Raw genomic sequence first — 20,220 nt, forward strand, 5'->3', positions numbered from 1 at the left:
AATTATTCCGCAGGGAGGTCTCGTCATGCTCGTGATCAACGCGACCGGCATCGCCGAACCGCTGACCCGAACGTCGAGCGAGGCCCGGCCGCCGCTCCGGGTCGGGCTTGTGCAGCACCGCTGGCACGTCGACGAAAACGCGCTGCGCGCGGAGCTGGCCGAGGGCATCCGTCTGGCCTCCGACCAGGGTGCCCGCGTAGCCTTCCTGCCCGAGCTGACGCTGCGCAAATACCCCGGCAACGCACGGGCACAGGGTGTGCCGAAGCTGACGGCCGAGGACCTGCTGACTGGACCGACCTTCGCCTTCGCGGCTGAGCAGGCCAAATTGCACGGCATCGTCGTGCACGCCTCCCTCTACGAGAAACCGGACGCAGAGGATGCACCGGAGGACCCGCGCGGTTACAACACGGCCATCCTGGTCTCGCCGACCGGTCGGCTACTCGGTCGCACGCGCAAACTGCACATCCCGGTCACCGAGGGCTACTACGAGGACACCTGGTTCCGACCGGGCCCAGCCGAGGACGCGTATCCCGTCTATGCGCCGGAGGAACTGGGCGGTGCCCGGATCGGGCTGCCCACCTGCTGGGACGAATGGTTCCCCGAGGTGTCGCGGCTGTACGGCCTCGGCGGCGCCCAGCTGCTGGTCTACCCCACGGCGATCGGCTCGGAGCCCGGCTTCCCGACGTTCGACACCCAACCGCTCTGGCGGCAGGTGATCGTGGCCAACGGGATCACCAGCGGCCTCTTCATGGTGGTGCCCAATCGTCACGGCGACGAGGGCGACCTGACCTTTTACGGCTCCTCTTTCATCTCTGACCCCTACGGTCGTGTGCTCGTGCAGGCTCCCCGTGATGAGTCCGCGGTGCTGGTTACCGACCTCGACCTAGCACAACGGGAGGAGTGGCTCACACTGTTTCCCTTCCTGGCCACCCGACGGCCGGACAGCTATGCGGGGCTGACCACGCCGGTCGACCCGGCTCTTCCGTTCGGTGCGATGGTGACGTCGGGGGAGTCGTGACCTGGCTGATGCCGGCGGAGACCGCGCCGCAGGACCGGGTCTGGATGGCATTCCCGGTGGACGGCTACACGCTCGGCACGGATGCGTATTCCGCCGACGAGGCGCGCGGCACCTGGACCGCGGTTGCCCACGCGGTCCTCGAATTCGAACCCGTCACCATGGTCGTCGACCCGGCCGAGGTGGCGACCGCTCGGCGGTACCTCTCCGCGGAGATCGAAATCATCGAGGCACCACTTGACGACGCCTGGATGCGCGACATCGGCCCGTCCTTCGTGCTGGGTGATGACGGGCAGCTGGGGGCGGTGGACTGGGCATTCAACGGTTGGGGTGCCCAGGATTGGGCGCGCTGGGGCAAAGACATGGAGGTAGGCAGGCTCGTCACCGCCGCCTCTGGCGCGAGTGCGATCTCCTCGGTGCTCGTGAACGAGGGCGGCGGCATTCACGTCGACGGCGCGGGAACGGTGCTGGCCACGCAGACCGTTCAACTGGATCCGGGCCGGAACCCCTACGTCGACAGGGCGAGGATCGAGGCCGAGTTCGCCCGTACCCTCGGCGCCACCCGCCTGGTCTGGCTGCCGCGCGGCCTGAGCCGGGACCAGCAGCGCTACGGAACCCGCGGCCACGTCGATATGGTGGCCGCCCTCCCGTCGCCCGGAACGGTGTTGATGCACGCGCAGAACGACCCGGCCCACCCGGACTATGCCGTGACCAGGCAGCTCCGCGCCGTTCTCGCCGAGGAGACGGATGCGGCGGGCCGGCCGTTCACCATCGTCGACCTGCCGGCACCGGCCGCACTCACGGACGAGGACGGCTTCGTGGACTACAACTACGTCAACCACCTCGTCGTCAACGGCGGCGTGATCGCCTGCGGCTTCGGCGAGGAACGGGCCGACCAGGTCGCCCGGGAGATCCTGGCCGCGGCGTATCCGGGCCGAACGGTCGTGTCGGTCGAGGCGCGGCCGTTGTTCGCGCGCGGCGGCGGCATCCACTGCATCACCCAGCAGCAGCCATCGGCCGGGTAGTCGCCGCGCCACGCTTGCTGCCGCAAGGTGAACGTTCAGGGGACTGTGGCACGATTGACAGGTTGGCCACCGGGAATTCGGCTAGTCGGCGCCACCGGGACGCCGCATGCAGCACGATCTGAATCGAGTCAGTTTGAAGTTCATCGTTGGGGAAACCCTCGTCTATCCGCACCACGGTGCGGTCACCCTTACCGAGCTCTCCACCATAACGCTGAAGGGCGTCGCCCAGCCGGCGATGACGCTGCGCGTGCATTCGTCGCAGCTCACAATCCAACTTCCCATCGCGAATGCGGGGCTTGTTGGAGTGCGTGACGTCATCGATGCCGCTGGGCTGGAAGAGGTCTACAAGGTTCTGCGCGAGCCGTTCACGGAGGAAGCAACGAACTGGAGCCGCCGATTCAAAGCGAATCAAGAGAAGATGGCGAGTGACAGCGTGACGCGCGTCGCCGAAGTCGTCCGGGACCTGTGGCGCCGCGAACAGGACGGCGGCGTGTCCGCCGGTGAGAAGCGGATGCTCGCCAAGTCCCGTCAACTCCTGGAGTCTGAGCTGGCGCTGGCGCTCGGCACATCGCCGGAAGACACCGTCCTGGCTTTGGACGAGGTTCTCTCCGGGGCCCTCACCGAAGCGGTCTAGCCCCGCGCGGCGGTTCGACGCCCAAGCGATCCACCGCCACGACGACGTGGCGGATGCCTTCCACGAGTTGGTGCTCGGGCCGTCGATGATCTACCTCCGCCCGTGCTTTCCGCGTCCCGGTACATCCCTGACGAGGTGTAGGAGAACAAATACCGGCTCGTGGTCGAGAAATTGCGGCCGAAGCCCGGCGACCGACTCCTCGAAGTCGGATGCGGATGCGGCTCTTGGCCTGCCTGGGGGGAACGAGCGGTTCGCGCGGTCATGGATGGCTCTCCGAATGTGTCTTCCGCCCGTTGTCCAGATAGCCACCGAGGAGTATCGTCCGCGAAGGTGGGGCGGGACGCTGGCTCACCCGATGCCAGGCGGGTCGTCCCTTGTTGAGAGGATTACTCATGAAACGCATGGCACTGGGGTGCGTTGCCGCACTCGGACTTGTTTTCGTCGGCGCCACTTCGGCCCAGGCTGGCGAGACCAGTGGCAATGGCAGTCCGGTCCCGGGCGCAACGAACGCGAGTTCGGCGTGCGCCTATTCGGGCCGGGACCTCCCCGATGCTGAGGAAAACCAGCCGCCCCAATTCAACGACGACTTCGTCACGGACGGGCGCGTGCAGAGCTACGGGCGGTTCGTCAGCCACGGCTTCAAGGATCTGGTGCCCAGCCCGGGCGAAGCCTGCCGCGGCAACGTGACGTTTGAGGAATAGGCTGCCAAGCCGCGACCTCGGGCAACTGCGAGCACAGCCCCTACGATCTTCCCTCGGTCGCTGACCTCTGGCCGCGACGCGGCCGGTCAGAGGGCGATCATGATCGTGAGGGCTTCGCGGTTGCTCCTGTCACGCTTGGCGACGGGGACTGCGTCGAGGTTCACCGAGCGGTCGAAGATTCTACCGGGATTGGCGGTCCCGTCGAGGATCGCCGGCATGAGGTGTGCGATGTAGGCGCGCACGGGAGATGGGCCGATGAACGGTTGACAGATGGTGGCATGAATCAGTTCTTCATTGGCGACTGCCTGCGGGAAAAGTGGGCGGCGCCGAGCATGTCGGCGGTGAAGCTGCCGCCGGCGGACCTCCGATACGGGGTGATGGCGAGGAGACTGCGTTCCAGCCGGAGGCACGTTCGACCATGGAAAAAAAATAGGCCGCGCAACCGGTATCGATTGTCGCGACCTATCTCCACATGGACTCGGAATGATCCAAATCTAATTTCTGTGCCCGAGGGGGGACTTGAACCCCCACGCCCATAAGGGCACTAGCACCTCAAGCTAGCGCGTCTGCCATTCCGCCACCCGGGCCGAGTGTTTCAGCGGCCGTTCCCGGCCGCCGAATAGATAATCTAGCACGGATTTCGAGGCCCTCCAGCCGCGCCCACCGTCGCCGGCCGGCGGCGAGGCCCGGTAGCGTGACACGCATGCTTTCCTCTGCTGACAACACACCGGCCGACGCTGCACTGGACCTCACGGCCACGATCGCTCGCGACCTCATCCGTTTCGACACGACCAACTATGGCGAGGGCCGTTCGAACGGCGAAACGGATGCCGCCGAGTACGTCGAGGCGAACCTGCGGTCTCTCGGCCTCGCCCCGCAGCTGTTCGATTCAGAACCGGGCCGCACGAGTGTCGTCGTGCGCGTTCCGGGTCGCGACAGCAGCCGCGGGGCGCTGGTGGTCCACGGCCACCTCGACGTCGTTCCCGCTGACCCGGAGGCCTGGTCGGTGGACCCGTTCGCCGGCGTGATCAAGGACCGCCTCCTGTGGGGCCGCGGAGCCGTTGACATGAAGAACATGGACGCCATGATGCTCGCGTCGCTCCAAAACATCCTCGGCTCCGGCCAGGAACCGGCCCGTGAACTGATCGTGGCGTTCTTCGCCGACGAGGAGGCCGGGGGAGTGCTCGGCTCGCACTACCTCGTCGACACCCGTCCGGAGCTCTTCCAGGGCGCCACCGAGGCCATCAGCGAGGTCGGGGGCTACTCGATCACGCTCGGCGGTCAGCGTGCCTACCTGCTCCAGACGGGCGAGAAGGCGCTGATCTGGATCAAGCTTGTGGCGCGGGGCGAGGCGGCCCACGGGTCCCGGCTGATCCGTAGCAACGCCGTGACCCGGCTCGCCGAGGCTGTCGCCAAGGTCGGCCGGCGTGAGTGGCCGATCCGTCTGACCGAGACCACCACCCAGCTGTTGGCGGAGCTGGCACGGGTGCTCGACGTCGACCCCCAACGTGCCGGTCCCGACGAGCTGGCCCTCGCCACTGGCACGGCTTCGGGCTTCATCCAAGCGAGTCTGCGCACCACGACCAATCCCACCGTTCTGCACGCCGGGTACAAGCACAACGTCATCCCGGACCGGGCCGAGGCGCTCATCGACATCCGCACCCTGCCCGGCGACGAGGATTCCGTACTCGCCGAAGTGGCCGCGCTGGTCGGCCCCGACATCGAGATCGTGATCATGCACCGCGACATCGGTCTCGAAACAGAATTCGGCGGGCCCCTCGTCGATGCGGTCATCGAGACCCTCGGCCGACACGATCCGGGCGCTCCGGTGCTGCCCTACCTGCTCTCCGCCGGCACGGACAACAAGGCCCTCAGCACCCTCGGGATCAAGGGTTACGGTTTTGCCCCGCTCAAGCTCCCCGCCGACCTCGATTTCCCGGCGATGTTCCACGGGGTCGACGAACGGGTGCCTCTCGACGCGTTAGTGTTTGGCAAGCAGGTCCTGACCGACCTGCTCTCGAACTACTGAACAGCAAAAGGGCATTTCGTGAACTTCATCGACGCACTCATCCTGGGACTCGTGCAGGGACTGACCGAATTCCTCCCGGTCTCCTCCAGCGCCCACATCCGTATCGTCGGGGAATTCCTGGGAACCGGAGGTGACCCGGGAGCCCGCTTCACCGCGATCATCCAGATCGGTACCGAGGCTGCCGTGGCGATCTACTTCTGGCGCGATATCGTGCGCATCATCGGGCAGTGGTCCAAGTCCCTCGTCGGCAAGGTTCCGCGCGCCGACCCGGACGCGCGGATGGGCTGGCTGATCATCCTCGGATCGCTGCCCATCGTGGCGCTCGGCCTGCTCTTCCAGGACCAGATCGAGTCCTCGCTTCGCAACCTGTGGATTACCGCCAGCGTGCTGATCGGCTTCGGCGTCCTGCTCGGAATCGCCGATTACGTCGGGGCCAAGCGCCGCCGGCTGGGCGACCTCACCGTGCCCCATGGCATCGTCTACGGCTTCGCCCAAGCCCTCGCGTTGATCCCCGGCGTATCCCGCTCGGGAGGCACGATCACCGCCGGCCTGTTCATGGGGTACGAGCGCGCCGCCGCCGCCCGCTACGCTTTCCTGCTCGCCATCCCGGCCGTTCTCGGCAGCGGGCTGTTCCAGGTGTACAAATCGATCGTCAAGCCTTGCCTGGAGGGTGCGACAAACTGCACCCCGGAGATTTTCGGCCCGTGGGACACCCTGGCGGCCACGGTCATCGGCTTCGTCGTCGCCCTGTTCGTGATCAAGTTCTTCATGAGCTACATCTCCAGACGTAGCTTCCTGCCGTTCGTGATCTACCGCATCATGCTCGGCCTCGTGCTGATCGGTCTGCTGGTGACGAACACCATCTCCGCCTAGTTAGGCTGGGAAAATGCGTGCCTGGCGACGACCCGAAATTCCGCAACTCCCCGGTCAGTCCGGCGCACCCTGGCTGCACGATACCGCCACCGCGTCCCTGATCGAGGCCAAACCCAATGACGTCGCCCGGCTGTACGTGTGTGGGATCACCCCCTACGACGCCACGCACCTCGGCCATGCGGCCACCTACCTGGCCTTCGACACTCTGCAGCGGGTCTGGCTGGACGGCGGCTACCGGGTGCACTACGCCCAGAACGTGACGGATGTCGACGACCCGCTCCTCGAGCGAGCGGCCGCCACCGGCGTCGACTGGGAGGTTCTCGCCGAGTCGCAGGTGAACCTCTTCCGCACCGACATGGAGGCACTGGGGATCATCCCGCCGAACGACTATGTCGCCGTCACCGAGGTCATCGACGAGATTGCGGATGCCGTTGCCCAGCTCTGGGATGCCGGCCTCGCGTACCCGGTCCCCGTGGACGCGGCCGCCGCAGGCGCGCCCGAGCCGACGGAGGCCGCCGGTTCCGACATCTACTTCGACATTGAGGCCGCGCAGCGCGCGACCTCGTGGACGCTCGGCGACGAGAGCAATCTCGACTCCGAGGCCATGCTCACCCTGTTCTCCGAACGCGGGGGAGACCCGGCCCGTCCCGGCAAACGGGACGTCCTCGACCCGCTGCTCTGGCGCTCGGCCCGCCCCGGGGAACCGTCCTGGGCGTCGCGCGTCGGCGCCGGCCGTCCGGGCTGGCACATTGAGTGTTCGGTCATCGCACTGAAGGAACTCGGCACGGACTTCACGGTGCAGGGCGGCGGCAGCGATCTGATCTTCCCGCACCACGATATGAGTGCGGGGCACGCGGCAGCCCTATCCGGGCATCCGCTGGCCGGCGTCTACAGCCACACCGGCATGGTGGCCTATCAGGGCGAGAAAATGAGCAAGTCGCTCGGAAATCTGGTGCTCGTGTCCAAACTGCGCACCGCGGGAACCGACCCGCGAGCAATCCGCCTGGCCCTGCTCGACCAGCACTACCGCGCCGATTGGGAGTGGACGAACGCGCACCTTCGGGCAGCGGAGGCCCGCCTCACGGCCTGGACCGCGGCCTTCGGGACAGCGGGCACGGCCGGAACCCTCGACACGCACGCGGTCATTGAACGGCTGCGGGCCGCCCTCGCCGCCGACCTCGACACCCCTGGCGCGCTGGCGGTCGTGGACGCCGCCGCAGCCGACTCCGACAGAGTCGACGAGCCGGCACTGCTGGCCCGCGCGGTCGACGCGCTGCTCGGCGTGGCTCTTTAGGGCTGGCGGGGCGAGTCGAGCGGCGGGCGCCCCTCGCCGGGGCCGTCCCGGCCATCGCCGCGCTTGCGCAGATATTTCTCGAATTCCTGGGCGATCGCTTCGCCGCTGGCCTCCGGGGAATCGACCGTGTCGCGAGCCTGTTCGAGCTGCCCGATATAGGCCGCCATCTCGTCGTCCTCGGCCGCCAGCGTGTCGATGCCGCTCTGCCATTCATCGGCCTCGCTCACCAGGTCGCCGCGCGGGATGACGACATCGATGATCTCCTCAAGCTTGTCGATCAGTGCCAGCATCGCCTTCGGCGACGGCGCATTGTGCACGTAGTGGGGGACGGACGCCCAGATCGACAGGGTCGGAATGCCGACCTCCTCCGCGGCGATCGCGAGCACGCTCAGGATGCCGACGGGGCCTTCGTAGGTGCTGCGCTCAACCTGAAGTTCGGCCCGTACCTGCGGGTTGTCGCTGGAGACGAAGATGGAGATAGGCCGGGTGTGGGGAACATCGGCCAGCATCGCCCCGAGGAAGACGATGCCGCCGACATCCGCGGCGAGGGCGGCGTCGAGGATCTCTGCGGCGAATCCCTTCCAGCTGCGGGACGGTTCCGTTCCAAGGAGCAGATAGATGTTTCCGGCGTTCGTGCCGCTGACGCGCAGCTGCGCGTCGTCGGCCAGGGGAGCCCCGGCCTCGGCGGGGGTCGTCGGTCCGTAGAGTACCGCACCCGGCCACTCCAGTTTGCGCCGGCCGTCTTCGCCGCCGGCCGAAATGGTGGGCCGGTTGAACTGATAGTCGAAGTAGATCTCTGGGTCGATCTCCGCGACCGGGGAGACATCCAGCAGATCCTTCAGGGTGCCCACGGCGCCGGTCGCCGCCTCGCCGGCGTCGTTCCAACCCTCGAACGCCACCACCAGGAGGCGACCGTTGAGGAACCCATTAGCCTCTGTCACTGTCCGAAACCTCTTTCGACGGGGTGCCCCGCACGGCGCACCATCCATCAAGGATAGGCGGTGCCCCCTACACTTGAACTCCGTGAACGCGATCCGAATCAATTCCTCCCTGCCTGCGGCCGTGCTCTGGGACATGGACGGCACCATCGTGGACTCCGAGCCGTACTGGATGCGGGCCGAGACGGAACTGGTCGAGTCCTTCGGCGGCGTCTGGTCCCACAGCGACGCCATGCTGCTGGTCGGCTCCGGCCTGGAGGGTTCCGCGGTCATCCTGCAGGATCGGGGCGTCGACCTGGACGGCGACGCCATCGTGCACCGGCTCACCAGCCGTGTCCAGGAACTCCTGAGAACCTGCGGTGCCCCGTGGCGGCCCGGCGCGCTCGAACTGCTCGCCGATCTCAAGACCGCCGGCGTCCCCATGGCGCTGGTCACCATGTCACAGCAGCGGATGGCACGACAGATCGTTGAACTTGTCGGATTCACCGCCTTCGACACCATTATCGCCGGCGACATGGTCACGAACAGCAAGCCGCATCCAGAGGCGTACCTGACGGCCGCCGGGCTGCTCGGCGTCGACCCCGAGCACTGCATCGCGGTCGAGGATTCCATTCCGGGCATCGCGGCCGCCGTGGCATCCGGGGCCGTCGTCGTCGGCGTCCCGCACATGGTCTCCCTGCCTGAGAGCGCGCACTACGAGCTCTGGCCGACCCTCGCCGGTCGCACTCTGCACGGTTTCACCTCGCTGTACACCGCCCGTCGCGGATCCCTCGGCCGCAAGCCGGCCCCGACCGACCCACACTGACCCGAGAGCAAGGACGTAACCCACGCATGAGCGACAACCAGGTCATCCAAAACAGCGGACCCTTCCGGATCGGCGACCGGGTACAGCTAACCGGACCCAAGAACAAACTGAACACGATCACCCTGGAACCAGGCAAGGTCTTCCACACCCACCGGGGAATCCTGGCGCACGATGACGTCATCGGTGTCCCGGACGGCTCGGTCGTCACGAACAACGTCGGCGTGGAGCACCTCGCCTTGCGGCCGTTGCTGAACGACTTCGTGATGTCGATGCCGCGCGGTGCTGCCATCATCTATCCCAAGGACGCCGCCCAGATCATCGCGCAGGCCGATATCTTCCCGGGGGCGACTGTGGTGGAGGCCGGCGTCGGTTCCGGCGCCCTGTCGCTCTGGCTACTGCGCGCCATCGGCCCCGCCGGGAGGCTGGCCTCATTCGAACGCCGCAGCGAGTTCGCGGATGTAGCCCGTGACAATATCGCGACCTTTCTCGGGTCTGATCCCGCCAACTGGAGCATCACGCTCGGCGACCTCGCCGATACCCTGCCCGACACGATGCCGGCCCAGAGCGTGGACCGGGTCGTGCTCGACATGCTCGCGCCCTGGGAGTGCCTGGGCTCTGTTTCGGACGCGCTCAAGCCAGGCGGAGTGCTGCTCTGCTACGTGGCCACGGTGACCCAGCTCTCGCGAGTGGCCGAGGCCATCCGTGCGACCGGTTTCTACACGAACCCGGACTCGAACGAGACCATGGTTCGCGGGTGGCACGTCGAGGGTCTCGCCGTGCGGCCCGATCACCGGATGATCGGGCACACGGGTTTCCTGATCACGGCCCGCCGTCTCGCCCCGGACACGATTCTTCCCGAATTGAAGCGCCGTCCGTCGAAGACCGACTTCTCCGATGCCGATGTGGAGGCCTGGACGCCGGGCGCTCTCGGCGAACGCAGTGTCAGCTCGAAGGTCATGCGCAAGCGCGTGCGGATGGCCGAGACAGGCGCGGCCATCTCTAAGGCTCGCGGGCTCGACGCGGGCGAACCCGACGACCTCGCACCCAACGCCCGTTAGAATTGGGTCGGCCTGCCATCCGGCCCCGAATTTGCCCCTGTCCCGCACAATCACCTGCCCCACACTGAAATGAGATCCCGTGCGTAGAGCTCCTGCACTCATCGCTTCCGCTGGCCTGCTGGTCGCGGTCCTCACCGGCTGCAGCACCCCCGCCGACGCCGCAGACTGCCAGGCGCCGGCCACGAAGGGGGCAGCGTCGAAGCTCGTGTCGGTGTCGGGCGAATTCGGTTCCGCGCCGACGGTGGACTTCCCGACCCCGCTGAAGACGGACACCACCCAGGCCAGTGAGATCATCGCCGGCACGGGTGACGGTCTCGTCCCGGATCAGCTGGTCAAGCTCGACCTCAGCCTCTACAACGGTACGACGGGTGCGTTGATCAGCGCGGGCGAGTACGACGGGGTCAACCAGGCCAGCATCGTCCTGGACGACGAGCAATCGCTCCCGGGCCTGGCGACGGGCCTTGAGTGCGCCCAGGTCGGATCCCGGCTGGCTCTCATCGTCTCCCCGGACGACGGGCTCGGCCCGGCCGGCGGAGACCCCAACAGTGGCATCGGCGCCGACGACTCGCTGGTCTTCGTGATCGACGTCGTGCGCGCCAACCTGCTCCGGGCCAACGGCGCCAACCAGCCGGTCGCGAGCGGGCTTCCGTCCGTTGTCCTTGCGACTGATGGAACCCCCGGCCTAACCATTCCGTCGAGTGAGCCGCCGACCGAGCTGCAGATCGGCGTCCTCAAGAAAGGCGATGGCGAGCAGGTCGCGGAAGGCGACACCGCGACCCTGCACTACACGGGCGTGCTCTGGAACGAGAACACGGTCTTCGATTCCAGCTGGCAGACCGGGAAACCGGCCGAGTTCCTGATCGTGGACGGTTCCAAGACCGAGGGCGGGCTGATCCCCGGGTTCGCCCAGGCCATCATCGGGCAGACCGTCGGTTCGCAGGTCATCGCCGTCATCCCGGCGGATCAGGCTTACGGTGATGAGGCCTCGCAGAAGATCCCCGCAGGCTCAACGCTCGTGTTCGTCGTCGATGTCCTCGGCGTGAACTAAGTCTCGGCCTGCAAGCGGCGGATAGACTCGCAGGGTGCCGTCCACCATTGAAAAGAACAGCCGTGTTTCGGTAGAAGAACGCCTGTTCAGCCTGGTACTTGCGCTCATCGCAACGGAAGTCGGGTTGACCAAGGCCGATATTCTGTCCACCGTGCAGGGGTACCGCCAGCGCTACCTCCCCGGCGGCGACAACGCGAGCCTGGAGCGGCAGTTCGAGCGAGACAAAGACGACATCCGCGAACTGGGCATTCCGCTCGAGGTGGTTGAGCCGCCGGACGATCCCGGGAGCAACCACCATTTGCGCTACCGCATCCCCAAGGGACTCTACGAGCTTCCGGTGGACGTGACTTTCAGCCCGGACGAGCTCATGCTGCTCAAGCTTGCCGCGACGGTCTGGCGGGAGGGCTCCCTGTCTTCGGAGTCCAGGCGTGCGATGACGAAACTGCATGCGCTGGGCATCGACTCGAGCGATCCCGTGCTCGGTTACTCGCCGTCCCTGCGCGTGCGGGAGGCGTCCTTCGAACCGCTCAGCAAGGCAATGGATCGCGGTCAGGTTGTCGCATTCCTCTATCTGAAGCCCGGCGAGGCGGCGGCGCGCCGCCGTCAGGTCGAGCCCCGCGCCGTGGTATTGCACGACGGACGATGGCACCTGTTCGGTACCGACCAGGATGCTGTGGCAACCCGCACGTACCTGCTCTCCCGGATCGTGGGCCCGGTGGTGACGGTCCCCGGAGCCTCGTTCGTGGCGCACGGTGACGGTCAGGGGCAGGAAGCGCTCAGCGAGCTCGAGGCGCTGTGGACCGCCAACATCGCCGTGATCGCCGCCCGGCCGGGCAGCGATGCCGCGGTGAGGCTGTCGAAGCGAGACGCCCCGGGAGAGATTCGAACGAACGCGGACGCATCCGCTCTCCACCTGAACTTCACCGATCTCAACGTGTTCGCCGACGAGCTCGCCGGCTACGGCCCGGAGGTTCTGGTGCACTCGCCCGCGGCCCTGCGCACGGCGGTCCGGTCCCGCCTGATCACCGTGCGGGATGCCCACACCGATTTCGATCTGAATGCGCACCCGGACACCACGACGGCGGCAGACGAATGAACAGCGGTCCGGCACTCGGAGCATCCGACAAGCTGACCTTCCTCCTGGCGCTGGTTCCCTTCCTGATGGACCATGACCGCATCAGCGTGACCGACGTCGCCGAGCACTTCGGGGTGTCGCCTGACCGGGTGCGCGACGCGGTCAACCTCATCGCGGTTTCCGGCATCCCCGGGGAAACCCGCCAGTACCTGCACGGCGACCTGTTCGATATCCATTGGGAAGAGTTCGAAACGAACGACCTCATCGTGCTCACCCACCTCGTGGCCATCGACGACTCGCCGCGCTTCTCCGCCCGAGAAGCCGCCGCGCTGATCGCCGGCCTGCAATACCTGTCGTCGCTACCGGAGAATGCCGACGTCGACGCGATCGCGTCGCTGATGGCGAAACTCACCCGCAGCGCCTCAGCGGCTCCCAGCCAAGTTGCCGTCTCCGGCACGGATGCCCGCAGCAGCATCGCGGTCGTGCAAGCCGCGGTCCGCGGCGGAGTACAGATCGAGTTCGACTACCTGAATGCCCGCGGCGAGAATGAACTGCGCCGGGTCGACCCGTGGCGCATCCAGTCTGTGGACCGGGACTGGTACCTGCGCGGCTGGTGCCACCTCCGCGAAGCGGCCCGCACCTTTCGCCTCGACCGAATGAGCGATCTGCACGTGACCGACGTGCCGACCAACCCCCGGTCCGCCGATGCTGTGCCGACCGAGACCCTCTTCGAGGGCTCCGCGTCCGACCAGGATGTGACGGTTGAACTCCCGACGTCTGCCGTTCCGCTGCTCGCAGACTACGCACCATACGGCGCCCCCGGCGCACACGGGGACCGCGTGCGGAGGACACTCAAAGTGGCTCACTATCACGGCCTCAAACGCCTCGTCACCGGCCTCGCCGGAGTCGTGGAAGTGGTTGACCCGGCCGAGGCGCGCGCGGTCGTGCGCGAGTGGGCGGCCGCCGGCGTGGCCCGCTACGACGAGTCCGAACCGACAGACGTGGGGGAGTAGACGATGCCGTGGTGGTCGTGGGCACTGATCTGGATCGGCCTGGTGCTCGGCCTGCTCGCGATGCTGGCCTGGTTCGGGTTCGCCCTGTTCAAGAAGGTCATGGCCACACTGGAGGCCCTTCAAGAACTCGGCGATCTTGTCGCTGACGTCACCCGGAGGCAGGAGATGCCGCCGCAGGTCCGGTTCCAACCGGCCGTCTTCACAAAGCCCGCCGACCTCTACCGCGCTCTCGAACTGGTTCAGCGTGACCGGGCGCAACGTCGACAGCGGCGGCGGGATTCCTTGATCGCCAGAGGTAAACTGTTTATAACTCGACCATTGACCCAAAGGACAGATACTGATGCTTAACAACCTGACCGGATGGCACTTCCTGATCATCCTCGTCATCGTTCTGCTTCTGTTCGGTGCGCCCAAGCTTCCCGGCCTCGCCCGCAGCCTCGGGCAGTCCATGAAGATTTTCAAGAACGAGATCAAGAGCGATAAAGAAGACGCCGAAACCACCGGCAGCGCTGACGACTCTTCGAAGGCCGCCGGCACAGCCGACCCGACGACGAAATCGTAAGTCCCGTGGCGGGGCGAATCCCTCGGCGCACGGCCACTGATGGAAAAATGTCGCTGGGGCAACATCTGCTCGAGCTGCGCAAGCGTCTCTTCCTCGCTGCGGCAGGAATCCTGGTTGGTGCGATCGTCGGCTGGTTCCTGTCCGATTTCGTGTGGGACGCCCTGCGCGAGCCGATCTACGCCATCATCGAGGCGCAGGACCGCACGGCTCAGCTGAACTACCCAGACATCACTAGTGCCTTTGACCTGAAGTTGAAGATCGCCTTCTACGTGGGGCTCGTCGTGTCCAGCCCGGTCTGGCTCTTCCAGATCTTCGCGTTCCTGGTTCCCGGCCTCACCCGCATCGAAAAGCAGTACACCTTCGGCTTCCTCTTCACCGCCATTCCGCTGTTCCTGGCGGGCTGCGCCGCGGGATGGTTCGTTCTGCCGAACATCGTCGGACTGATGACGAGTTTCGCACCCAAGGAAGACGCCGCTCTCATCGTCGCGCAAAGTTACCTCGACTTCGTGTTGAAGCTCATGATCGCGATCGGTGTGGCTTTCGTGCTCCCCGTCTTCATCGTTCTGCTCAACCTGGCCGGAGTGATCAGTGCTCAGTCGATCATCAAATCCTGGCGGATCGCCGTGCTGCTGATCACGCTGTTTACCGCGATCGCCACCCCCGCTGCCGACGTGATCTCGATGTTCCTTCTTGCCATCCCTATGGTCGTGCTTTACTTCGCCGCCTATGGAATCGCGTTCCTCCACGATCGACGTCACGCCCGCCGCGCCCGTTCCCTCGAACAGGAGTTAGCGCTCTGAGCGCATCCGATGACCAACCTTGAATCGCCCGCGGAACGTTATGCCGCCTCCCGAGCCCGCGCCGGCCGGCCCCGCCTGGAGTCATTCCGCGCCGGGCTCCGCTTCGGACTGGATCCCTTCCAGCTGGCCGCTTGCGCGTCTCTCGAGGACGGTAACAGCGTGCTCGTCGCCGCGCCCACGGGTGCCGGCAAAACCCTGATCGCCGAGTTCGCGATCTACCTAGCAATGCAGAGCTCTCGGAAGAAGGTCTTCTACACCGCCCCGATGAAGGCGCTGAGCAATCAAAAGTTTCAGGAACTCGTCGCGGAATACGGGGCGGATGCCGTGGGCCTGCTCACCGGCGACACGAACGTGAACCCCCAGGCCCGCATCGTGGTCATGACGACCGAAGTGCTGCGCAACATGCTCTATGCCGATTCGGACCTCCTCACAAACCTTGCCTTCGTCGTGTTGGACGAGGTCCACTTCCTGGCCGACCGGTTCCGCGGTGCCGTCTGGGAAGAGGTCATCATCCATCTGCCCCAGGACGTACGTCTGGTCTCGCTCAGCGCCACGGTCTCAAACGCCGAAGAATTCGGCGACTGGCTGCAGGCCGTCCGCGGCGAAACGGATGTCATCGTCTCCGAAGAGCGACCGGTTCCGCTCGAACAACATGTGCTGGTCAAGAGCAAAATGCTCGACCTCTTTGACGCGGCCGGCCTGGCCGGGACCCACCGGGTGAACCCGGAGCTGGTGCGGCTGGCCCAGGCGGGCGGGCGCGCACCCGGCGTCCGCTCGGCGAACGGACGCCGGGGCGGCGACCGCGACCGCGGCCGGGGGACCCAGCCGCGTGGCGGTTTCGAACCGGGGCGGATGGACCGCTCCGAGATCGTGCGGCTGCTCGAGGGCAAACACCTGCTCCCGGCGATCTTCTTCATCTTCAGCCGAGTCGGCTGCGACCAGGCGGTCCGCCAGGTACTGCGGGCCGGCGTGCGCTTGACCGACGCTCAGGAGCGCGAGGAGATCCGGCAGATCGTCGACGAGCGCTGCCGTACGCTGCTCGACGAAGACCTCGGCGTGCTCGGCTACTTCGAGTGGCTCGACGGCCTCGAGCGGGGTGTCGCCGCCCACCACGCCGGGCTGCTTCCGGCGTTCAAGGAGGTCGTTGAGGAGCTGTTCCAGAAGAAGCTCCTGAAGGCCGTCTTCGCCACGGAAACCCTGGCGCTCGGCATCAACATGCCGGCCCGTACGGTGGTGCTCGACAAGCTCGAGAAGTTCAACGGCGAGGCGAGAGTGCCGGTCACCCCGGGGGAGTACACCCAGCTGACCGGTCGGGCCGGGCGGCGCGGCATCGACATCGAGGGCCACTCGGTGATCCAGTGGGCTTCCGGACTCGACCCTCAGACGGTGGCGTCACTCGCGTCTCGACGCACCTACCCGCTCAATTCCAGCTTTAAACCGACCTACAACATGGCCGTCAACCTGATCGACCAGTTCGGTCGGGAACGCACGCGTGAGGTCCTCGAGTCCTCGTTTGCCCAGTTCCAGGCCGATCGGGCGGTCGTCGACCTGGCACGCAAAGTGCGCCAACAGGAGGAGTCACTGACCGGGTTCGCACAGTCCATGGTCTGCCACCTGGGCGACTTCACCGAATACTCCGCCATCCGTCGCAATCTCACCGACGTCGAGCGCCAAAATGCGGCCGGGGAGACCGGCGCCCGTGCGGCGCGCGAGCGCCGCCAGCGCGAACTCGGCAGCCTGCGTAAGCGCATGCGCGAGCATCCGTGCCACAGCTGCCCTGAGCGCGAGCAGCACGCACGGTGGGCACAGCGCTGGTGGACGCTGAGGCGAGACACGGATACCCTCACCCAGCAGATTACGACACGCACCGGCGCCGTCGCACGCGTCTTCGACCGGGTGACCGAAGTTCTCGTGGGCTACGGCTATCTCCTCGAGAACCCCGACGCCACGGTCACGCTCAGCCCGAGCGGCCTGATCCTGCGGCGCATCTACGCGGACCGTGACCTCCTGGTGGCGGAATCGCTGCGCCGGGGCCTGTGGAACGACCTCGACCCAGCGGGTCTCGCCGCCATGGCCTGCGCTCTCGTTTTCGAACCCCGCCGCGAGGAGGGTTTGATCGACGAACGCTACCTGCCCAAGGGCGCCTTCCGCGAGGCCCTGCACGAGACCCAGGAGTTGTGGAGCCGCCTCGATGATCTCGAACGCGATCACAAGCTTCCCGGCAGCAACCCCCTCGCGGTGGGACTCAGCCTGGCGATATGGAAGTGGGCGCGAGCGGGTTCGCTCATCGACGTCCTGGATGAGGCCGAGATGGCGGCGGGCGATTTCGTGCGCTGGACGAAGCAGACCATCGACCTTCTGGATCAGCTCTCGGTCGTGGCCGACGACCCCGTCGGCCGCACCGCTCGCAAGGCCATGGATGCGATCCGCCGTGGGATCGTGGCCTACTCGTCAGTCGCCTAGGCTGATGACGTGATCTCGGGGACCCTTCGGCCATTGGCCCTCCCGTTGCCGGCCGCTATTCTGCTCGCCGCGGCGGCCGGCGCGATCCTGGACGCCGGGTTTCCCGATCGGTCGTGGTGGATTCTGGCCCTGGTCGGAATCTTCCTGATGCTCTTTGCCCTGCTGGGGCGTGGTTTCTGGTCCGGCCTGCTCATCGGGTTGGTGGCCGGATCAGCGTTCTGGTTGATCCACATCAGCTGGCTGACGCTCTATCTCGGACCTGTGCCCTGGCTGGCACTGGCCGGCTTGCAAACCATATTCTTCTGCATCAGCCTGGCGCTGATCGGTGTCGTGCTCGAAACGGGGCCGCGGGTGTGGCCGACCAGCCTGGGCCGCCTCGGCGTGGTGCCGGTGGTCGTGGCTGGGCTGTGGATGGTGCGGGAAGCACTCGCCTCGGTATGGCCGTATGGCGGATTCGCTTGGGGCAGGGTGGCCATCTCCCAGTCCGAGAGCCCGTTCAATTCACTGGTGGCCTGGGTCGGCATGTCGGGGCTCAGCTTCGTCCTGGTCTGGCTCTGCGCCCTGGCTCTGCAGTTGCTCCGCGAAACCCCGGTGCGACTCACCGTGCGCTCAGGCATCGCCGCAGGGGCGATCGCGGTCGTATTGGTCGTACCGGCCTGGCCGACGGTACAGACGGGGGAGGTGCGTCTGGCTGCCATCCAGGGTGCATCGGATGCCGGTCTGTTCGCGCGCTACTCACCGGGGCAGATCCTGGCGGACCACACTTCGGCGACCTTGGCCGTCATCGACGAGGAGGTCGACTTCGTCGTATGGCCGGAGAACGCCAGCGACATCGACCCCCTTCGTTCAGCGGATGCCGCCAAGAACCTGGACTTCCTCAGCCGCCGGATGGGCGTCCCGATCATCGCGGGAGCGATAACGCAGCGGAACAACAAGATCTACAACAGTTCTTTGCTGTGGCAGGAGGGGGAGGGCGCCGTCGACATCTACGACAAGGTGCATCCGGTGCCCTTCGCGGAGTACATGCCGGACCGTGCGTTCTGGCGGCCATTTGCTCCCGAGCTGATCGACCTGGTCGCGCGCGACTACTCCATCGGCACCCGGGACAACGTTTTCGACATCAACGGGATCGTGGCGGGACTCGCCATCTGCTTCGATATCGCCGACGACCAGCTCGTTCAGGAAATGGTCGACGACAAAGCCGAGATCATCCTTGCCCAGACGAACAACGCCGACTTCGGCCGCACCGACGAGAGCGTGCAGCAGTTGGCCATCGCGCGACTCCGAGCCATCGAGGCCGGGCGCACGGTCGTGAATATCTCCACCGTGGGCACCAGCGCCATCATCACGCCGGATGGTGCCACGCTCGACAGTCTGCCGACCTGGCTGCCCGGAGCGATGGTGCAGTCAGTTCCCCTGAGCGACACGGTCACCCCGGCGATGGCTGCGGGACGGGTAATCGAGTGGCTGGTGTGCGGCCTCGGCCTCGCCGGGTTTGTACTGTGCTCCATTAACGCGCTACGCGCCCGACGGAATCGGGCGCGTAGCATGTAATCCTGATCAGTTCAGGCGGCGAGAGAAAGGGCCGATCAGGCGCCGATCTTCTGCTGTCCGCGACGCTCCCGCAGGAACGTCAGCCGTTCCTCAAGGAGTTCCTCGAGCTCGGCGCGGGTGCGTCGCTCTAGGAGCATGTCCCAATGCGTACGCGGTACTTTCTCGTCGGAATGGTCCACTATCACCGGTTTGGAGTCAACCAGCCGGGTTGCTGTCTGTGAACAGAAGCGACATTCCCATTCGTCAGGGGCTTCCGCCTCTGCCGAGAAGATCATGACCGTCTCCCGTGCGCACGTCGCACACAGATACGTGTGACTAACTCGTGGTGAAAAGGTTACGCCCTCTTCGCTTTGCAGGCTTTGTGCGCCTAACCTCATGCCACGCAAACTGCGATCCGCCATCGTGTGGTCTCCTCTCGCGATACGACTTCTAGGTATAAACCATCAAGCTGGACGTTATCTTTCCGTTATGTGACTTCTCGGAGCGAACTCTCAGGCTCGCGCCGCGATGATCGCCACGGCCAGGTCGCACCGGTCGGTGACGATCCCGTCGACACCGAGGTCCAGGAGCCGGATCATGGACTCCGCATCGTTGATGGTCCAGACATGCACCTCCACCTCGGCCGCGTGCATGCCGCGAATGAAGCGGGGAGTGAGGATGCGAAGGAAACGAACCGACTCCGGCACCTGCACGGCGGCAAAGCTCCTCAGGGAGTGCCGCACCGGAGCGGCAAGGCCCAGTTCGGCAGCCAAAACGGCGCGCATCAAGACCGACGCGGATGCCGATGTGGCCACCCCGGGGAGCAGCGCAGCCGTGCGGCGACGGCGGTTCTCGGAGAAAGAGGTGATCAGCACCCGGTCGATGGCGCCGGCGTCCCGGATCGCCGCGGCCGTGGCCTCGACGGCGGCCAATGATTTGACGTCGATGTTGAACCGGGCCTCCGGGAAGACGTCAAGTCCCTCGCGAAGGGAAGCGAAGGATTGCCCCTGACCGAGTCCGACCCGGCGCAGCTCGCCCATGGTGAGCTGGTCGAGGCGGATGCGGGTTCCGGCCACATCGTGTTCAGCGTCGTGGCTGAGCACGGCGATTCCGTCGTCCGTGGCGTGGACATCCGTCTCGATGTGGGTCGCGCCGGCCGCGAGCGCGTGCCGGAACGCCAGCAGGGTGTTCTCCGGTGCATCAAGGGAGAGGCCGCGATGGGCGAAAACGCGCGGCCCGACCCCCTCGAGGTACATCGCCGCCTACGCCTCCGGGACGGCGGGGGGCCGGCCGGCCGGCCCGGCCTGCCCGGTCTGCGCGGCCTGCCCGGTCTGCGCGGCCTGCCCGGTCGGCG

The 20,220-nt window shown here is 66.3% G+C and carries 21 protein-coding genes and 1 tRNA gene; 17 read left to right on the plus strand and 5 right to left on the minus strand.

The genetic code is table 11. The annotated features are described in order from the left end of the window. Positions 1 to 25 precede the first annotated feature (25 nt). From E3T40_RS10305 to E3T40_RS10325, 4 genes are all read left to right on the plus strand, one after another. Positions 26 to 1,018 (plus strand): nitrilase-related carbon-nitrogen hydrolase, encoded by a 993-nt coding sequence (locus E3T40_RS10305; protein WP_134543381.1) that lies wholly within the window; start codon positions 26 to 28, stop codon positions 1,016 to 1,018. Continuing rightward, positions 1,015 to 2,040, plus strand: a complete 1,026-nt coding sequence (locus E3T40_RS10310; protein WP_104194055.1) for an agmatine/peptidylarginine deiminase — start codon at positions 1,015 to 1,017, stop codon at positions 2,038 to 2,040. Before E3T40_RS10305 ends, E3T40_RS10310 begins: the two co-directional genes overlap by 4 nt. A 133-nt stretch (positions 2,041 to 2,173) precedes the next feature. After that, positions 2,174 to 2,674 carry a CarD family transcriptional regulator gene (locus E3T40_RS10315; RefSeq protein WP_104102105.1) on the plus strand — a complete coding sequence of 167 codons (501 nt, stop codon included), beginning with the start codon at positions 2,174 to 2,176 and terminating at the stop codon, positions 2,672 to 2,674. A 392-nt stretch (positions 2,675 to 3,066) separates the two neighbouring features. Continuing rightward, positions 3,067 to 3,375 (plus strand): hypothetical protein, encoded by a 309-nt coding sequence (locus tag E3T40_RS10325; RefSeq protein WP_134543383.1) that lies wholly within the window; start codon positions 3,067 to 3,069, stop codon positions 3,373 to 3,375. Positions 3,376 to 3,461: 86 nt separating this feature from the next. On the opposite strand, the gene E3T40_RS16555 is transcribed toward E3T40_RS10325, so the two are convergent. Together E3T40_RS16555 and E3T40_RS10335 are read right to left on the minus strand one after the other, a co-directional pair. After that, a complete protein-coding gene (locus E3T40_RS16555) occupies positions 3,462 to 3,617 on the minus strand; it encodes a hypothetical protein (protein ID WP_174843662.1) in 156 nt (51 codons plus the stop codon). 262 nt (positions 3,618 to 3,879) lie between these two features. Beyond that, a tRNA-Leu gene (locus E3T40_RS10335) sits at positions 3,880 to 3,962 on the minus strand. 116 nt (positions 3,963 to 4,078) lie between these two features. On the opposite strand from E3T40_RS10335, the gene E3T40_RS10340 reads away from it, so the two are divergent. Genes E3T40_RS10340 through mshC form a run of 3 tightly spaced genes read left to right on the plus strand, consistent with a single transcriptional unit; the run spans position 4,079 to position 7,571 of the window. Beyond that, complete coding sequence (locus tag E3T40_RS10340; RefSeq protein ID WP_134543385.1) at positions 4,079 to 5,404, plus strand: M20/M25/M40 family metallo-hydrolase; 1,326 nt, start codon at positions 4,079 to 4,081, stop codon at positions 5,402 to 5,404. Positions 5,405 to 5,422: 18 nt separating this feature from the next. Then, the gene (locus tag E3T40_RS10345; RefSeq protein WP_134543387.1) at positions 5,423 to 6,277 is read left to right on the plus strand and encodes an undecaprenyl-diphosphate phosphatase; all 855 of its coding nucleotides are present in this window, start codon (positions 5,423 to 5,425) and stop codon (positions 6,275 to 6,277) included. Between the two features lie 13 nt (positions 6,278 to 6,290). Then, positions 6,291 to 7,571, plus strand: coding sequence for a cysteine--1-D-myo-inosityl 2-amino-2-deoxy-alpha-D-glucopyranoside ligase (gene mshC, locus E3T40_RS10350; RefSeq protein ID WP_134543388.1), 1,281 nt, complete (start codon positions 6,291 to 6,293; stop codon positions 7,569 to 7,571). On the opposite strand, the gene E3T40_RS10355 is transcribed toward mshC, so the two are convergent. Then, on the minus strand, positions 7,568 to 8,512 hold the full coding sequence (locus E3T40_RS10355) for a proteasome assembly chaperone family protein (protein ID WP_233199206.1): 945 nt from the start codon (positions 8,510 to 8,512) through the stop codon (positions 7,568 to 7,570). The two genes, mshC and E3T40_RS10355, sit on opposite strands and share 4 nt — an antisense overlap. A 97-nt stretch (positions 8,513 to 8,609) precedes the next feature. Between E3T40_RS10355 and E3T40_RS10360 the strand changes: the two genes are divergently transcribed. The 10 genes from E3T40_RS10360 to lnt all read left to right on the plus strand — a co-directional run bounded on the left by E3T40_RS10360 (position 8,610) and on the right by lnt (position 18,887). After that, a complete protein-coding gene (locus E3T40_RS10360) occupies positions 8,610 to 9,314 on the plus strand; it encodes an HAD family phosphatase (protein ID WP_255453818.1) in 705 nt (234 codons plus the stop codon). Between the two features lie 26 nt (positions 9,315 to 9,340). Then, on the plus strand, positions 9,341 to 10,372 hold the full coding sequence (locus E3T40_RS10365; protein ID WP_104169909.1) for a tRNA (adenine-N1)-methyltransferase: 1,032 nt from the start codon (positions 9,341 to 9,343) through the stop codon (positions 10,370 to 10,372). Between the two features lie 79 nt (positions 10,373 to 10,451). After that, the gene (locus E3T40_RS10370) at positions 10,452 to 11,420 is read left to right on the plus strand and encodes an FKBP-type peptidyl-prolyl cis-trans isomerase (RefSeq protein WP_134543390.1); all 969 of its coding nucleotides are present in this window, start codon (positions 10,452 to 10,454) and stop codon (positions 11,418 to 11,420) included. 34 nt (positions 11,421 to 11,454) lie between these two features. Beyond that, positions 11,455 to 12,516, plus strand: a complete 1,062-nt coding sequence (locus E3T40_RS10375) for a YafY family protein (RefSeq protein ID WP_233199205.1) — start codon at positions 11,455 to 11,457, stop codon at positions 12,514 to 12,516. After that, the gene (locus tag E3T40_RS10380; protein WP_104194059.1) at positions 12,513 to 13,508 is read left to right on the plus strand and encodes a YafY family protein; all 996 of its coding nucleotides are present in this window, start codon (positions 12,513 to 12,515) and stop codon (positions 13,506 to 13,508) included. The genes E3T40_RS10375 and E3T40_RS10380 overlap by 4 nt, the downstream gene beginning before the upstream one ends. 3 nt (positions 13,509 to 13,511) lie before the next feature. Beyond that, positions 13,512 to 13,856, plus strand: coding sequence for a hypothetical protein (locus tag E3T40_RS10385; protein WP_104169906.1), 345 nt, complete (start codon positions 13,512 to 13,514; stop codon positions 13,854 to 13,856). Further along, entirely contained in the window at positions 13,849 to 14,070 is a 222-nt protein-coding gene (gene tatA, locus E3T40_RS10390) for a twin-arginine translocase TatA/TatE family subunit (protein ID WP_104102079.1), read from the plus strand. Before E3T40_RS10385 ends, tatA begins: the two co-directional genes overlap by 8 nt. Before the next feature lie 47 nt (positions 14,071 to 14,117). Continuing rightward, entirely contained in the window at positions 14,118 to 14,870 is a 753-nt protein-coding gene (gene tatC, locus E3T40_RS10395; protein ID WP_104194060.1) for a twin-arginine translocase subunit TatC, read from the plus strand. A gap of 9 nt (positions 14,871 to 14,879) precedes the next feature. Next, positions 14,880 to 17,333 carry an RNA helicase gene (locus E3T40_RS10400; protein ID WP_104194061.1) on the plus strand — a complete coding sequence of 818 codons (2,454 nt, stop codon included), beginning with the start codon at positions 14,880 to 14,882 and terminating at the stop codon, positions 17,331 to 17,333. Positions 17,334 to 17,342: 9 nt separating this feature from the next. Then, a complete protein-coding gene (lnt, locus tag E3T40_RS10405; protein WP_104194062.1) occupies positions 17,343 to 18,887 on the plus strand; it encodes an apolipoprotein N-acyltransferase in 1,545 nt (514 codons plus the stop codon). A gap of 35 nt (positions 18,888 to 18,922) precedes the next feature. On the opposite strand, the gene E3T40_RS10410 is transcribed toward lnt, so the two are convergent. Together E3T40_RS10410 and E3T40_RS10415 are read right to left on the minus strand one after the other, a co-directional pair. Beyond that, entirely contained in the window at positions 18,923 to 19,288 is a 366-nt protein-coding gene (locus tag E3T40_RS10410; RefSeq protein ID WP_104102069.1) for an RNA polymerase-binding protein RbpA, read from the minus strand. A gap of 90 nt (positions 19,289 to 19,378) precedes the next feature. Further along, complete coding sequence (locus E3T40_RS10415; RefSeq protein WP_104194063.1) at positions 19,379 to 20,122, minus strand: glycerophosphodiester phosphodiesterase family protein; 744 nt, start codon at positions 20,120 to 20,122, stop codon at positions 19,379 to 19,381. Positions 20,123 to 20,220 lie beyond the last annotated feature (98 nt).

It is taken from the genome of Cryobacterium sp. TMT1-19, assembly GCF_004403055.1.
Lineage (GTDB): Bacteria > Actinomycetota > Actinomycetes > Actinomycetales > Microbacteriaceae > Cryobacterium > Cryobacterium sandaracinum.

Coding starts and splice junctions, on each gene's coding strand:
- E3T40_RS10305 (WP_134543381.1), top strand. CDS start 26: ATGCTCGTGATCAACGCGACCGGCATCGCCGAACCGCTGACCCGAACG.
- E3T40_RS10325 (WP_134543383.1), top strand. CDS start 3,067: ATGAAACGCATGGCACTGGGGTGCGTTGCCGCACTCGGACTTGTTTTC.
- E3T40_RS10340 (WP_134543385.1), top strand. CDS start 4,079: ATGCTTTCCTCTGCTGACAACACACCGGCCGACGCTGCACTGGACCTC.
- mshC (WP_134543388.1), top strand. CDS start 6,291: ATGCGTGCCTGGCGACGACCCGAAATTCCGCAACTCCCCGGTCAGTCC.
- E3T40_RS10365 (WP_104169909.1), top strand. CDS start 9,341: ATGAGCGACAACCAGGTCATCCAAAACAGCGGACCCTTCCGGATCGGC.
- E3T40_RS10380 (WP_104194059.1), top strand. CDS start 12,513: ATGAACAGCGGTCCGGCACTCGGAGCATCCGACAAGCTGACCTTCCTC.
- E3T40_RS10385 (WP_104169906.1), top strand. CDS start 13,512: ATGCCGTGGTGGTCGTGGGCACTGATCTGGATCGGCCTGGTGCTCGGC.
- tatA (WP_104102079.1), top strand. CDS start 13,849: ATGCTTAACAACCTGACCGGATGGCACTTCCTGATCATCCTCGTCATC.
- tatC (WP_104194060.1), top strand. CDS start 14,118: ATGTCGCTGGGGCAACATCTGCTCGAGCTGCGCAAGCGTCTCTTCCTC.
- E3T40_RS10400 (WP_104194061.1), top strand. CDS start 14,880: ATGACCAACCTTGAATCGCCCGCGGAACGTTATGCCGCCTCCCGAGCC.
- E3T40_RS10410 (WP_104102069.1), bottom strand. CDS start 19,288: ATGGCGGATCGCAGTTTGCGTGGCATGAGGTTAGGCGCACAAAGCCTG.
- E3T40_RS10415 (WP_104194063.1), bottom strand. CDS start 20,122: ATGTACCTCGAGGGGGTCGGGCCGCGCGTTTTCGCCCATCGCGGCCTC.